The 12,977-nt window shown below is 51.9% G+C and carries 11 protein-coding genes and 2 pseudogenes; 5 read left to right on the forward strand and 8 right to left on the reverse strand.

Annotated features, from left to right (window positions below):
• Positions 1 to 4: 4 nt before the first annotated feature.
• Complete coding sequence (locus NP590_RS17375; protein WP_256603920.1) at positions 5 to 1,498, forward strand: ATP-binding protein; 1,494 nt, start codon at positions 5 to 7, stop codon at positions 1,496 to 1,498.
• 289 nt (positions 1,499 to 1,787) lie between these two features.
• Here NP590_RS17375 and NP590_RS17380 read toward each other — a convergent pair whose 3' ends face one another.
• The 4 genes from NP590_RS17380 to NP590_RS17395 form a co-directional block, all read right to left on the reverse strand.
• Positions 1,788 to 2,486, reverse strand: coding sequence for a 4'-phosphopantetheinyl transferase family protein (locus NP590_RS17380; protein WP_256603921.1), 699 nt, complete (start codon positions 2,484 to 2,486; stop codon positions 1,788 to 1,790).
• Positions 2,459 to 3,634, reverse strand: coding sequence for a DUF3322 domain-containing protein (locus NP590_RS17385; RefSeq protein WP_256603922.1), 1,176 nt, complete (start codon positions 3,632 to 3,634; stop codon positions 2,459 to 2,461). The genes NP590_RS17380 and NP590_RS17385 overlap by 28 nt, the downstream gene beginning before the upstream one ends.
• Positions 3,631 to 7,005 (reverse strand): ATP-binding protein, encoded by a 3,375-nt coding sequence (locus tag NP590_RS17390; RefSeq protein ID WP_256603923.1) that lies wholly within the window; start codon positions 7,003 to 7,005, stop codon positions 3,631 to 3,633. The genes NP590_RS17385 and NP590_RS17390 overlap by 4 nt, the downstream gene beginning before the upstream one ends.
• A gap of 156 nt (positions 7,006 to 7,161) precedes the next feature.
• Positions 7,162 to 7,791 (reverse strand): DUF4194 domain-containing protein, encoded by a 630-nt coding sequence (locus NP590_RS17395; RefSeq protein WP_256603924.1) that lies wholly within the window; start codon positions 7,789 to 7,791, stop codon positions 7,162 to 7,164.
• Positions 7,792 to 7,884: 93 nt separating this feature from the next.
• On the opposite strand from NP590_RS17395, the pseudogene NP590_RS17400 reads away from it, so the two are divergent.
• From NP590_RS17400 to NP590_RS17415, 4 genes and pseudogenes are all read left to right on the forward strand, one after another.
• Positions 7,885 to 8,406 (forward strand): annotated as a pseudogene (locus tag NP590_RS17400) (IS66 family transposase); the annotation flags it as partial.
• A 105-nt stretch (positions 8,407 to 8,511) separates the two neighbouring features.
• Positions 8,512 to 8,784 (forward strand): type II toxin-antitoxin system ParD family antitoxin, encoded by a 273-nt coding sequence (locus tag NP590_RS17405; RefSeq protein ID WP_256603925.1) that lies wholly within the window; start codon positions 8,512 to 8,514, stop codon positions 8,782 to 8,784.
• Positions 8,785 to 8,798: 14 nt separating this feature from the next.
• Positions 8,799 to 9,086, forward strand: coding sequence for a type II toxin-antitoxin system RelE/ParE family toxin (locus NP590_RS17410; protein WP_256603927.1), 288 nt, complete (start codon positions 8,799 to 8,801; stop codon positions 9,084 to 9,086).
• Positions 9,087 to 9,274: 188 nt separating this feature from the next.
• Positions 9,275 to 9,412 (forward strand): annotated as a pseudogene (locus NP590_RS17415) (transposase); the annotation flags it as partial.
• A gap of 392 nt (positions 9,413 to 9,804) precedes the next feature.
• On the opposite strand, the gene NP590_RS17420 reads toward NP590_RS17415, so the two are convergent.
• The 4 genes from NP590_RS17420 to NP590_RS17435 all read right to left on the reverse strand — a co-directional run bounded on the left by NP590_RS17420 (position 9,805) and on the right by NP590_RS17435 (position 12,891).
• Complete coding sequence (locus NP590_RS17420; RefSeq protein WP_256603928.1) at positions 9,805 to 10,353, reverse strand: DEAD/DEAH box helicase; 549 nt, start codon at positions 10,351 to 10,353, stop codon at positions 9,805 to 9,807.
• A gap of 132 nt (positions 10,354 to 10,485) precedes the next feature.
• The gene (locus NP590_RS17425) at positions 10,486 to 11,427 is read right to left on the reverse strand and encodes a cell envelope integrity TolA family protein (RefSeq protein ID WP_256603929.1); all 942 of its coding nucleotides are present in this window, start codon (positions 11,425 to 11,427) and stop codon (positions 10,486 to 10,488) included.
• Positions 11,428 to 11,430: 3 nt separating this feature from the next.
• The gene (locus tag NP590_RS17430) at positions 11,431 to 12,081 is read right to left on the reverse strand and encodes a Fe(II)-2OG oxygenase family protein (protein ID WP_256603930.1); all 651 of its coding nucleotides are present in this window, start codon (positions 12,079 to 12,081) and stop codon (positions 11,431 to 11,433) included.
• A gap of 258 nt (positions 12,082 to 12,339) precedes the next feature.
• Positions 12,340 to 12,891: a hypothetical protein gene (locus NP590_RS17435; protein WP_256603931.1), complete on the reverse strand. Its 552-nt coding sequence runs from the start codon at positions 12,889 to 12,891 to the stop codon at positions 12,340 to 12,342.
• Between the last annotated feature and the right edge of the window lie 86 nt (positions 12,892 to 12,977).

Consider the following 12,977-nt stretch of genomic DNA (forward strand, 5'->3'; position numbering starts at 1 on the left):
TGCCATGAGAATCAAAACTAGTGCCGCTGTAGGCGATTTCTTGGAATCGGTTTGGAGTCGCGTTCATGCTCCAAATAAAGCAGTTTTGGGTAGAGCTGGAATGTTTCTGGCTTTGGGAGAAGGATTACCGGGTGGATTTAAGGTGGCAGATTCCCAGGGTATTGAGTTAGCTGAAGAAACTATCGTTGGAGACGACTTGGCTCCAGTTGTGAGAGCAGCTCTAAATTATCGCAACGGTTCGACCCTAGATGAAGCCGCCTACAAGCAAGCGTTTCGCCTATATTTCGAGTATGGCTGCCATCGTCTCATGCAACTGTGGGATGAATACAATGGCGACCAAATTATGTTCACATCTGCGCTTATCAAAACGGCAAAAACCGGTCCTGAACTTCTTCCATCTATCGAAGGTTCTGCAATAGCCCCTATGGCAATTGTGGACCATCCGGTCCGAATCAAGTTACTTGATGACGTAGAGCCTTGGACAATCAACGCGGCGGGCGGGAACTGCCTTACCGTAATTTCCGGCAAACCCGGTTCAGGCAAAAGCCAACTTGCCTTGGACCTGTTGGCCCAAATATCACGCCAAGGTGTCAAATTTCTATTTTTCGACTTGAAAGGTGAATTGGAAGACGACCCTTCAAACCCTCAACAAACTCAAACCCGAAATAATTTTCTTCAAATTACGGGGGCAAATTATATTCGTCTCATTTCAGAGGGTTTGCCCATCAATCCTTTGTTTAGAGGGAAGTCTGAGGCGGAAAATGCGCAGATTGCGTCAGAGGTTGCTTCTCTGGTGGGCTCATTCGCACCGCAACTTGGTGCAAATCAGGAGAGAGCCATTCGAGATGCGTTCGAGAGTCTGGAACGTCCCGATTTTCATGGCCTTGCTGCAGAATTGGAGCAACGAGGAGAAGAAGGGGTTGCGCTCTCAATATTGGAGAAAATTTCCAAATTCAACCTATTTTCAAACGCGGACAGAGCGCAACCGATTGAGCGCTGGTTAAGTTTGTCCCAAGTCATAGACTTCAAGCCTTTAGGTAACGACAACGACACTAAAGTTTTAGCAGTTGCCTTTATTCTTAACTGCATCATGCGCCAGTTAAACCGCGCACTCGCGGTAAAAGACGCCATCCAACCCTTACAGATGGTGCTGTTTGTTGACGAAGCACATCTACTACTACCCAAGGAAGGCAAATCAGGACTTTTAGGCTCCTTAGCACGTCAAGGCCGCTCGTGGGGTTTTCCTGTTTGGTTGGCCTCGCAAGATGCAGATGCTTTTTTGACGAAAGGGGCAAACGCAACGGACTTTGCTGAGTTGGCTGAATGCGGCATACATTTTTCACCGCAAACACTCTCGGAGAATGAGCAAAAGAAAGTATTCGGACTAACTTTGAATAAGCCGTTACAAAAAGGCGAAGCTGTTCTTCGTTTGTCTAGCAAGCTTTACACAGGAGCTGCACGACAAATTTGGAGGGACAATGGCGAACTACATGAATAAATTGATTTACCTGATTAGTAAGCTGCTTCAGCTAATTCAAAGGGGCACATTCACTAAATCGTCATTTCGGGAGTGCCGAAACAGGCTGCATGGATGGCTCGAAGCTTGCCATCCACGGTACTGGAGACCGGTATCCCCCCCGTTCTCCCGCCCCGGGCAGGCTCAGCGTGCATGACGGATCTTTTTGGTTTTAGCTGGAGCCGCTTTCAAATCAGGAAACGTTAAGCGTTTACGGGTTGGACAAAAAAGCCGCTGCAAAGCGGCTTTTTTATTGGCGCCCCTCATAGCCCTAAACCTGCAGATCCCGCCGGATAAAATCGACCTTCGGCACCACCAAGGCCGCAGCAAACCCTTCGCCGCAAACCAATTCCGCGACAGTCCAGTCATCGGCACGACCGTATTCCCCTGGAATCGCCAGCAGCCGGCCGCGCCCCGTCATATCCACTTCGCAACGTTCCAGCCCCGCCGACAAACCGCGACCGACCGCCTTTACAAAGGCTTCCTTGATCGTCCACAGCCGAAAAAATGCCGCCGTCCGTTCCCGTGGGGATAATTCCAACCAAACGGCTAACTCCTTTTCGGAAAAACAGCGTCTGGCTATTTCCGGCATTCCCTTGCGGGGTTTCACGGCCTCGATATCGATACCGACATGCCGCAGATCCGACACCGCCAATAACAAGGCATCCCGCGAATGCGACAAATTAAAATATATGCCCTGCCCCGGCAGATAGGGCTTGCCGTGTTCACCCAAGGCGAACCGCACGGCTTCCGGCTTGCATGCCAAATACCCGGACAACACCCGACGCACAACAGCTCGAGCCGATATGTAACGCATGCGCACCTCGTCATTGATCAGCTTTTCCGCCTTACCGCGTTCTTCATCGCTCAGCAAGCCCCAAAGTCCAGCCGAATCATCCCCCACGGCGACTCGTCCGCGCCAAATATCGACAAAATGCCCCGTCACCGACCAACCGCCTGCAGCAAGCATGCAAAACCGACATATTCCTGCTCCAAGCGCACATGGCTTCCAAACCGGTTGTCGCGCAAGCCATCGTAAAGTGCCGCTTCTTCGGCGCGCAGATGGCTCAGCTCAGCTTTACCGGGAGCGGCTTCCGTTACCCAATGGGCGCGGTGACTCAGCAAAGTCGCTTCGTCCATCAACAAGGAACGGGTTTGCGGAAAAAGCTTGCGGAATTGATCGAGAATGGCAAAACCATGCGTATCGATGTCGCCCCAGTAATCAATTTCCTTGCCTCTGAGCCATTCGGCCTTCGCCAAGGCTTCAAAACCGTAACCGCGGCCGAAAATCACCATGGCGTCATCGAGTGACGGAAAGGCCAGACCGTTGATATCGTTTTCGGTGACGAATACCCGCCTCACCGGCAAATCCAATCCCGCAAACTCCTCGGCGGTCACCGTCAGATCGCTTAATCCGCCAATTCTCAAATGGCTATCCAGCAGGCGGAAACGAATCAATTGCGGCTTGGCCAAAAACCCGTAACGCAACTCAAATCCGCCGATAGCGCTATGTTTGCGCTCTATCGCCGCCTCGGGCAGCAAAAAGTCCAGCCATTCGCCCAACAATTTCTTATGCTTCTCGATGAACTTGGTGTCGACGCCCGGCAAACTGATCTGGCGCAAATAAATGCCGGGCCGGGGATGTTCGCTTATCCAGCCGGCCACTGCCAGCAACCTGGACCATTGGTCGGCATATTCCAGCGCTCGCAGGGGATATTTACCCAGCCATGCGCGCAAGCCGTCGAAACCGTCCGGCACTGTTTTCGACAGTTCGATGAACCGCGCCAGTTCCCCAGACTTCTTCAGCAGAGCTGCCGCATCGGCCGGCGTCGCGAACAGCACCGCCGCCGGCAACTGGTTACGCCCCAACTGCCTGTGCCTGATGTCGCGCCATTCGATTTGGAAAAAGCGACTGTCGGCGTTTTGCCAGCTCTCCACCCAGGCGCGGGCGGCGGCAAAGTCGGCGCCGAGTTGGGCGGTCGTCGGTTGCTTCAAGTTCAAGCGTAGCGGAAACAAGCCGGAATCGGCCAACGTTTCCGTCAACAATTGGCCACGTTGCCAGCGTTTTTCCAGTTCGGCCCGGATATCGGCCGGCGTGGTCCAGATCGGACGACTCATGCATGGGCCGCGCGTTCAGCGCGGTATTGTTCTATGCTCAGATTGCGCAATTTAGAATCCCGGCCTTCCTCGTTATGCACGAAGCCGACTGCCGCCACGTAAGGCTCGATGATATGAATCTTCTGCAAGGGCGTGACGATCAGCAATTGCAAATTCAACTGCGCGAACAAGCGCAGACCGTATTGAGCCGATTCGTCGGAGCCGCGGCCGAAAGCCTCGTCGATCACCACGAAGCGGAACGACCGCGAGCGCACCGCGCCCCATTCCAGGCCGAACTGATAGGCTAGGCTGGCCGCCAGGATGGTGTACGCCAATTTCTCCTTTTGACCGCCGGACTTGCCGCCGGAATCGGAATAATGCTCGTGTTCGCTGTCGTCCTCGCGCCAACGTTCGCTGGCGCCGAAGTTGAACCAGTTGCGCACGTCGCTGACCTTGGCGGTCCAGCGCCGATCCAGCTCGGTCTGGCCCTCGCGACCGCGAAAGCGCTCGATGATAGCCTTGACCTGCAAAAACTTGGCTTCCGAATATTGTGCGTCCTCGGAACCGGTCAGCGCACCCTCGGTACAGGCCCTAAGCTCTGCTTGAAAATCGCGCACATCGGCATCCAGAGCCGGCCGGGCCTCCAGCACGATGTAACGGCCGGTGTTGTAATCGATCTTGGTTAGCGATTCGTTGATCAGCGCGATGCGTTCCTTGATGGTTTCGCGCTCGCGAGCCAGTTGCGACTGGAAGTTGGCGACCTCGCGGATGGTGTTTTCGTTGAGCAATTCCTTGAAACGGGCCTCGAAACGCGGCAAGTCGTCGGCTTGCAGTTTGTCGAGCATCTCGCGGTATTCGCCGGCGGCGGCAATCGCCACATCGACTTCCTGCGTGTCGAGTGGAAACGCCGCGCAATAGCCGCGCATCGCGTCGATGATCTTGTCGCGTAAGCCGTTGAGCTTGCGGGATTCGGCGTCTATGCGTTCTTGCAGCCATTTACGGTAGTCCTGTTCGCGGTTGTCGCAGGACTCCACCGACAAGTGATGCTCGCCCAAGGCTTCGTGACGCATTGCGTCCAGTTTGGGGTAACGCTCGGCATGGGCCGGGCCTGCTTCGTCGAGCAAGGCCTGGGTTTGTTGAAGCAATGCTTCGGCAGCCTGTTTGCGTTGTTCGGTGCCGCCCAGTTCCTTGGTTTTATCGCCGAGCAGGCGTTCGGTTTCTTTAAGCGCCGCTTGCAGGGTTTCCAGGCGTTCGGTCAAAGCCTTCAATAAATCCGACTCGGCTTCCAACTGCCGTTTTTCCTCTTCCAGCCGGGCGATGTCGCCGGCCAGCGGCCGCCAATCCAATTCGCGGAAGTCGCGGTATTCGTCCAGTTTGGACAGGGTATCCAGTTGCGCCTTGACGACTTTTTGCGCTTTGTCCAATTCCGCCAGCTTACCGGCCAATTCGGCCAAATGGCCCTCCAAAGCCTTCGCTTTATGCTCCAGCGCGGCAATCTTGGCGGCATTCGACCAGCCCAGCACGTAGCGGCTACGGTCGTCCAAACGATGGCGGTCGTCTTTTTCGTGGCGTTCTCCCGGTGCCTTGATTTGGCCGGCGCGGGTGATAGCTTTTTGTTCGCGGCGGAATTGTTCCGGCGTTGCGCAACAGGCCACGTCGAAACGGTGGGCAATTTCCCGTTCCAGCCAGTCGTAAAATGCCGAATCAGGCTTGACCGCCAATTTATGAACCAAGGAATCGCGGTGCAGGCTGGGCAATTCGGCGCGCTGGCCATGTCGTACCCGAAAATACACCAATCGTCCTTTCAGATGAGTCTTATCCACCCACTCGGCCACCGCCGCATAATGAGCATCCGGCACCAGCAGCGACAGGCCGAAGCTGCGCAACAAACGCTCGGCCGCGCCTTCCCAATCCCGTTCATCATCGCGTATTTGAATCAACTCGCCGGCAAACGGCATGTCGTCTTCAGCCAAGCCCAGGGCCAGACACAGCAGTTGGCGCAGTTTGATTTGAGCATCGTCGATATTGCTGCGCCGCGCCTTCAGGCTGTCGATTTCGGCTTGCAGGGCTTGATGCTCCTGACGACTCTGGGCAAAGTCGACACCCGTTTGGTTGGCCTGGTTCTGCAAATCCGCCTCGCTGTCCGCCGCCGCTTGCAGCAAATCGGCGAACTGTTTTTGCTGGACCAGAAAGCCGTCGCCATCCTCCGGCGGAACCAATCCCACTGCTCGCACCAGTTGTTCGTGCCGTTCGGCCTTGTTTTTGCGGCGGCCCAGTTCATCCCGATGGCGTTGAATTTCCTCGCCGATACGGGCAATGCGGTCGCCGCCGTTCTCGCCGATGTTGCGCTGCAATTCGCGCTCCTCGCTCAGTTGGGTTTGCTTGCGTTCCGCCAGCCTTTCCACTTGCGCGCCTTGCCGTGCAAGCTCTTCGTCCAGACTAGCCAGGCGCTTGTCCAGCAAGCCGCGTTTCAAGCCGGCAAAGTAAGCCCGTAATGCTTCGCGACAAGCGCGCAGTTCCTCGGTTTGTTCGGTCAATTGCGTGTGGCGGTCGCTATCGGTAACCAGCGGCATCAACAATCCAACCTGGCGTTTGGCCTTCAACACCGCTTCGTGGGCGCGGTTCAGGTCGTCGAAATGGGCGATCAATGCGGCGATGCGCGGGGCCACGTCGGACGGCTCCAGCATGTGGCTGCGGACGAAATCGGTCAGATTGCCGACCGACTTCATCGATACGGTTTGATGAAACAATTCCAGCGCCTGTTCGTTGTCTATGCCAAAACGGCGACGGAACCAAGCACCGTAAGGCGGAAAGCTGTCGTGCAACTCGGCACCCAGGCCGCGCAGCTTCTTGCGCAGTTGGCCGATGTCGCTGCCGAAGCCGGCGAAGTCCTTGGCAATAGCCAGGTCGCGTTCGGCGCCGACGAACAACCGCGCCGGCTGGCCCTGGCGTTCCGTCATCCAGAATACTTGCGCCAAAGTCACGGTCTGGTCGTAGCCGGCGTTGTGGAACACGCCCAAAATCACCGAATAATTATTATGGTCGCGCAAGGCCACCGGCTTAGTGCTGCCACTCACTTCATTGCGTTCGGATTTGTAATGGCCCAGCACGTAGGAGCGCAGGCTGCGCTCCTTGCTGTCGGCACCGGCCGCCTTGTTGTAAGCGATGCGATGGGCCGGCACCAGCAAGGTGGTGACCGCGTCGACCAGCGTCGATTTGCCGGAACCGATGTCGCCGGTCAGCAAGGCGTTCTGACCGTCGAGATGCAAAGTCCAGACCCGGGCATCGAAGGTGCCCCAGTTGAACACCTCCAAACGCTGCAGCCGAAAGCCGGACAAGGTATCGTCGTCGACGAAGTCCAGGGAGAGTTGCAAGTCGCTGTTGTTATTCATCGCTAGCCAATGGGCGTTTGAGGCGCCGGGGCTGGCCCGGGTAAGATATAGGTTGGATAAGCGAAGCGCATCCACCAGCGGCCTTAACTTTGGTGGATGCGCTTCTCCTATCCACCCTACCGTTGAGATTTTGCGAAATCCTCACGCTAAAACCCATCATTCACCGCCCTCCACGCCGCCCGCCAGTTGCGCCTGATACTCGGCCAGCCGGGCATCGAATTCCGACAACCATTGCGCATCGACAAAGGCTTTCAATATGCGCCTAACTTCGTAATTGGCCGACTGACCGGGAGCAGCCTTGAATTTGCGCAAAAATCCCAGTTCAACAACCCGATTGATGTGGTTTTCTATTTGATCGATCAGCCGGGCCTCGTTGCTGCCTTGCGGTAAAAACACCCGGATCAGTTCGGCGATGTCCTCGCGCGACAAAACCAGGCGCGTATCGCCGCCGCCGGCATCGAACTCGGCCAGTTTCTTGCGCAACAAGGCCAAAAGCAGGCTGACCGGAAACGACAGCGGCCGGCGAACGATCAGCCGGGGTAATTGCCGCGTGGCATCCTCGTCAGTCGCCGCCTGACGCGAACGCAAAAACGCATAACTCTCGGCCTCGTCCAGCACCAACTCCAGACCCAACACCGCGACGTAATCCCGCACCCTGGCTTGCAGATTCAGTAGCGTCCCCCACAAGGCGGCGTCGTTTTCCTGGTAGAGCACGCCTTTGAGCAAGGGGATCACGACGCCCGACAAGTCGTATTGGGGTGCGGCTTCGATCTCGGTTTCTGTCATCGCGTTTGGAATCGCTGGGATAAAATCGGGCATTTTACGGGAAGAGACCGGAAAATCGAATCCGCTTTATACTGAAATGGTCTATGCGGTTCACATTTGCTGCGCGAGCTCACCTTTATTGTGGACGCGCATGGCTATCGTTGGGCAAAAAACATGAAACGCTTATTGCAGAAAACGTGCATCAACGTTTCTAAAAGCCCAGACAAGGCACTGACGGCCATAGAACTGGCCAACCTGCAAAAGCGCTACCGAGCCATCCTGACACGCGGCGAAAAAGAGCCGCCCGCCATTCCACCCAAACCCAGTGGCAAGCGCGGCAAATTGGCCAAATCCGATGCGCACAACTTGTGGGAGCGATTCAAGGCACATGAACACGCCATCCTACTCTTCGCCAAAGAGCCGCATGTTGCCTTTACCAATAACCGTGCTGAACAGGATTTACGCATGGCCAAGGTCAAACAAAAGGTCTCGTGCTGCTTTCGGGCAGAAGAGTATGCCCATGCCTACTGCCGAATCTCCAGCTATCTGCAAACCATGGCCAGCCGGGGATATAATCCGCTCATCGCCATTCAAATGGCTTTGGCTGGCAACGCTCTGACTATGGGGCGCGAGTAGTTACGCAACTGTTAATGCATATTATACAAGCGACGATATGGCTGCTCTTGAATAAGTTGCAGATAGTGCGAAACATTACTACCATAACGAGCAGAGGTAATGACCATGGCCAACGTTGAAAAATTATCGATTGCATTGACACCCGAGATGGCGGCGGTAGTTCGCCAATGTGTTGAAAGTGGTGAATACGCCAGTTCCAGTGAACTGATACGTGAAGCATTGCGGGATTGGAAAACCAAACGGTCATTGCAGCAAAATGAACTTCAGGAACTGCGGCACCTTTGGCAGGATGGTATTGATAGTGGGCCAGCAAAGTTTGCGGATATGAATGCCATTAAGATGGAAGCCAGAAAACGACTTGCATCATCAGCTAAATAGCTCGTCCACTATCCATGGGTATTGTTCATCGTACCAGTCAATCAGAAGAAGATTTGATTGAAATATGGCTTTACATAGCACAGGACAATCCAACAGCGGCTGATAGGGTGTTGGATGATATAGAGCAACGTTTCGTCATGCTGGCAGACAATCCCCAGATGGGTCGCTACCGTCCTGATATTGCACCCGAGCTGCGGTATTTTATATCAGGCAAATACCTTATTTTGTATAGAACCCTGAACGATGGCGTGCAGATTGTTCGCGTCATTCATGGTGCCAGGGATTTACCCAACGAGTTCTAACATCATTCTGGATTCATCAACATGGATTTTACCCAATGACCAACACCATCACCCTACCACAACTAGAATCGTTCCTATGGGGTGCTGCGGATATATTGCGTGGCAACTATAATGGTCCCCAAAATTTAGACAGCTAATTAAGGTGTAAACCTGCATGTATCAACCCGATGAAGTATAAAGGAAAAATCATGCAGAGAAAGAAACACAGTGCCGAGTTTAAAGCCAAAGTCGCATTAGAGGCCTTAAAAGGGGATAAGACCATCAACGAAATCGCCGGCGAGCACCAAGTGCATCCGAATCAAGTCTCGAACTGGAAAAAGGAAGCGTAAGCCGGGCTCGTCGAATGTTTTTCCGCCAAGCGCGGTCGAAAGAGCAAGCAGCAGGAAGCGGATCAGGAGGCGCTGTATACCCCCAAATTATTTGGCTTTCAATGCATGCCCATGGACATTGGTGGACAATAAAAAACCCGCGAAGCCAGTAAACTTGCGGGTTTTTGGATTGGGTTGCACCCTGTTGGATGCATAAATGGTGCTCAGACCGGACTAGAAATAATGCTAACGAAATGAAATTAAACGTATTATTTTTAATAAAAATCATAAATACACGATCACGTACACGATTTTGTTTCTTAGGCATCAATTTGCATTTGAATAGACTACCGATTCCAAACCGCTACGGGTTCGATTGGTAAATGACCAATCGAACCCGTATGCTTTTATCAGTTTGGAACTGCCATTCGGTAGCCCATTGCCCGATATCCCCGTTGACGCTTCTCCCACATTCGCAGTAAAGCCGGGTGACCGGTGTCGACAAAGTCGATGATTCGAACATCGGTTTTGGTGGCGTGTTCACGGTGTAAACGGCCAGCATATTGCTGCAGAGTACCTTTCCATGAAATCGGCATTGCCAGTACCAAGGTATCCAGTGGTGGATGATCAAAACCTTCGCCCACCAATTTACCAGTGGCTAACAATACCCGAGGCGCATCTGGTGGCAGTCCTTCAAGTTCTGTGATCAAAGTTGCTCGTTGCTTTTTCGACATTCGGCCGTGAAGCACAAAAGGTGGCGGTAATTTGCTGTCCAATGCTAACAAAATAGCATCCAGATGCTCGGTGCGCTCAGTCAGGACCAGTACTTTTCGTCCCTGATCAAAAGCCGCGATGATGTCATTGGCAATTACCGCCGTGCGCTCCACATCATTGGCGATGTGACGGAATACATCCTGTATAGCGGATTCCTGAGGCAGATCGATAGTCTTGTAAATCATCTGCGGAATAACTTCCAGATCACTTGGCGCATTATCTGGTTTGGCAGTGATAAATGGGGTTGGCTCACATCAAAACGTTTGAGACGGAGTTACAAACTCCGTCATCGCTGATGAAATCAAATTTTTAGCGCATCAATACTCATTATTATCGTCTTCCATCATTCCGCGAATATGTTCGTCAATATCCACCTCAAAATATTCGATGGCATCGTAATGTGAGGTAGCGGTGTAAGTATCACCAAGGCCAGACGCGATTAGTTTTGAATAGCCATTAATCTTTAATCCGCAGGCAACGCACTGGAAGGACTCTGGTCGCATTACTTGTTTTTCTATAATTCCGCCATCATCAACTTCCCGTTTAACCTCGCCAACGGCTTTACCTAGCAACAGACCCGTGCTTTGACAAACAGGACAACTGACTCTATGACCGTAATGGCGAAGCGCTACTGTGTTGGCTTGTTTGTGTGCCTGATCTTGTTCTTCAGCTGTTTTCTTTTCCCACATAGCCTTATGAGCGGCTATCGTGCCCTTAACTGCTTGCGCGTTTTCGTCCTTTAATGCGTCTATTTCTTCTCTGGCTTGTCTGGCTATTTCGGTACCAAACAACGACTCTAACGATTCGTCAACTTCTCTAGCCAATACATCGCAGACTGTGAAAAAGTTGGGTAGCCATGAAGCACTGCCAAAGTTTTCAAAGGGCATATTGCCAGAATGGACTTCGCTGTTTCTCCGTTCGACATGGCTGACGCAGAAGTTCGCATGGTCTGTCGTAAAATCCTCAGCCAAATCTCCAACTCTCGTTATTAAACTAGTTATCGATGCGGACTTGGCAACAAATTTTGATTTCTTGATAGGCTTGCCCAGGGCGAAGAGCAAATTATGCCATTCTTTTAGGTCTGCCAATAACACTGGCGATGTTTTTGCGACAGCAGATCTTATTAACATTTCGAGCACAAATGCTGACCATAAACCAAACTGCCAGTTGGTATCTTGGTGTTCAAACATCACTTCCGCATATTTTTGAGCTTTTGCAAATAATGATTCTGGCGACCATTCGTGGCTGGTTTTTTCCATAAATTACATTGTTAATTCAGATAAGTAGACTCGTTCTATTTTTCTATTCGATGCCTCGAATGGAATGCTTGATCGAGCGTGAAAAGCTTGCCAATTATCAATAATGAGACAAGCCCCCGTATGAGCAAAAATATGAACATTAGGAGTAGCGATCGAAATTCGTTCTTCGATGCGTACTTGAAGTGACTTCGCTAATTTACCTATTGGCTCAATAAACAAATAGTCCCATCTATAGAAATCGCCTTCGAATAACCGAAGTGGACTCAGGCGCCCTTCCAGTCTTCGTCTCGGCCTGAATAGCGCTCTGCGCAAATCATTTGGATCCTCATGCTCAAACAGTGGAGCGGCCTTGATTATTTTTGTTGAAACAAATTTGGAAGCAGTGATGCACCGCAACATCAAAAATCTCGGAGGTCGATACCAATGCGCCATATCGCTATGAAATGGAAACTCCCCAAACCCATAAATGCCGCTGTAACTGCTTGCCTCGGTTTTAATAATATTGGAAGGCACTAATGTCTGTACCAAATCAACGCCTGGTATATTCGCAACTTTTCCTAGGTTGTTTGCTATGTCAAGGGAGTCATCGCCAATTAGATTCCCATTGAAGTCAACAAACCCATTATTCTTTAATTTGTTCGGATCGAAATACATTTACCGAAAATATTATGCGAAACAGTGAATTAAACAGCCTAAGTTTGGCAGGTTCCACTCAGATTGTAGTCATTCAATCCGATTGAGAGACCCTCCGCAACGGGTCGGTTATGATATGTCCTTATTTCCAAAAGCCGCCATTCATAACCTGCGTAGTCGTAGCGAAATCGGTGGCGGCTCAGGTGGTAAATGTCATGTGCTTCGAGTAAAGCAATCAGCCTTGCGTTTTCAGCTTGGAGATCGGCTAAAAGCGCATTGCTAGTCATCGATGCCATATTCGGCTAACAATATTTCCATGTCGTCGCCAACACCCCAGCCGACGTTCGGGCCTTGCAGCGCAACTTGCTCGAGTCTGTCTATAAACACTGGGCGTTTGGCTTCCGGCAATGCCATGACATATTTCAATGCTTGTTCGAACGTACGCACTAAGGCATCAAAATAGCCTTCATCGTCCATGCCGCAGTAGCCCAGAAAAACAAATACTTCTTCGCAATAGAAAATTGACAGTTCAGCCAGTCCTTCAGGTTGACCGACCGCTTTTTTGTAATCGGTAATCGCTTTCTTCGCTTTGGCCACTGAAATAGGCTGATTGCGCATTACATCAGGACAAATCCAGCGGGAAATGGTGGTCTTATAGGGTTTAAGAATATCCTCGCCCAACCCGAATCGTGCATGCAGAAACGTTTGATTATCTTTATTCGCTGCGTATAGATCCTGTATAAGCCCGATCAGACCAATTCGATCGACGTCAGCCAATTTGGATTTAACGTCGCTCCAGGTTGCTTTGGATTTTTTCTGTTTGCTAGTCATTTGCTGTCGGTTGTTTTCTTTTGGTTCGTTCTTGCAATTACCCTAAGTTATATCATCAGCATTCAGCGCTAACCATCACAGTCAGA

Origin of the sequence: Methylomonas subterranea (assembly GCF_024505185.1) — a bacterium.
Taxonomy (GTDB): domain Bacteria; phylum Pseudomonadota; class Gammaproteobacteria; order Methylococcales; family Methylomonadaceae; genus Methylomonas; species Methylomonas subterranea.

Excerpts from the sequence above, each read along its gene's own strand:
- NP590_RS17435 (WP_256603931.1), bottom strand. The coding sequence starts at position 12,891 with ATGACTAGCAAACAGAAAAAATCCAAAGCAACCTGGAGCGACGTTAAA.
- NP590_RS17385 (WP_256603922.1), bottom strand. The coding sequence starts at position 3,634 with ATGAGTCGTCCGATCTGGACCACGCCGGCCGATATCCGGGCCGAACTG.
- NP590_RS17375 (WP_256603920.1), top strand. The coding sequence starts at position 5 with ATGAGAATCAAAACTAGTGCCGCTGTAGGCGATTTCTTGGAATCGGTT.
- NP590_RS17380 (WP_256603921.1), bottom strand. The coding sequence starts at position 2,486 with ATGCTTGCTGCAGGCGGTTGGTCGGTGACGGGGCATTTTGTCGATATT.
- NP590_RS17410 (WP_256603927.1), top strand. The coding sequence starts at position 8,799 with ATGGGTATTGTTCATCGTACCAGTCAATCAGAAGAAGATTTGATTGAA.
- NP590_RS17405 (WP_256603925.1), top strand. The coding sequence starts at position 8,512 with ATGGCCAACGTTGAAAAATTATCGATTGCATTGACACCCGAGATGGCG.
- NP590_RS17395 (WP_256603924.1), bottom strand. The coding sequence starts at position 7,791 with ATGACAGAAACCGAGATCGAAGCCGCACCCCAATACGACTTGTCGGGC.
- NP590_RS17430 (WP_256603930.1), bottom strand. The coding sequence starts at position 12,081 with ATGTATTTCGATCCGAACAAATTAAAGAATAATGGGTTTGTTGACTTC.
- NP590_RS17390 (WP_256603923.1), bottom strand. The coding sequence starts at position 7,005 with ATGAATAACAACAGCGACTTGCAACTCTCCCTGGACTTCGTCGACGAC.
- NP590_RS17420 (WP_256603928.1), bottom strand. The coding sequence starts at position 10,353 with ATGATTTACAAGACTATCGATCTGCCTCAGGAATCCGCTATACAGGAT.
- NP590_RS17425 (WP_256603929.1), bottom strand. The coding sequence starts at position 11,427 with ATGGAAAAAACCAGCCACGAATGGTCGCCAGAATCATTATTTGCAAAA.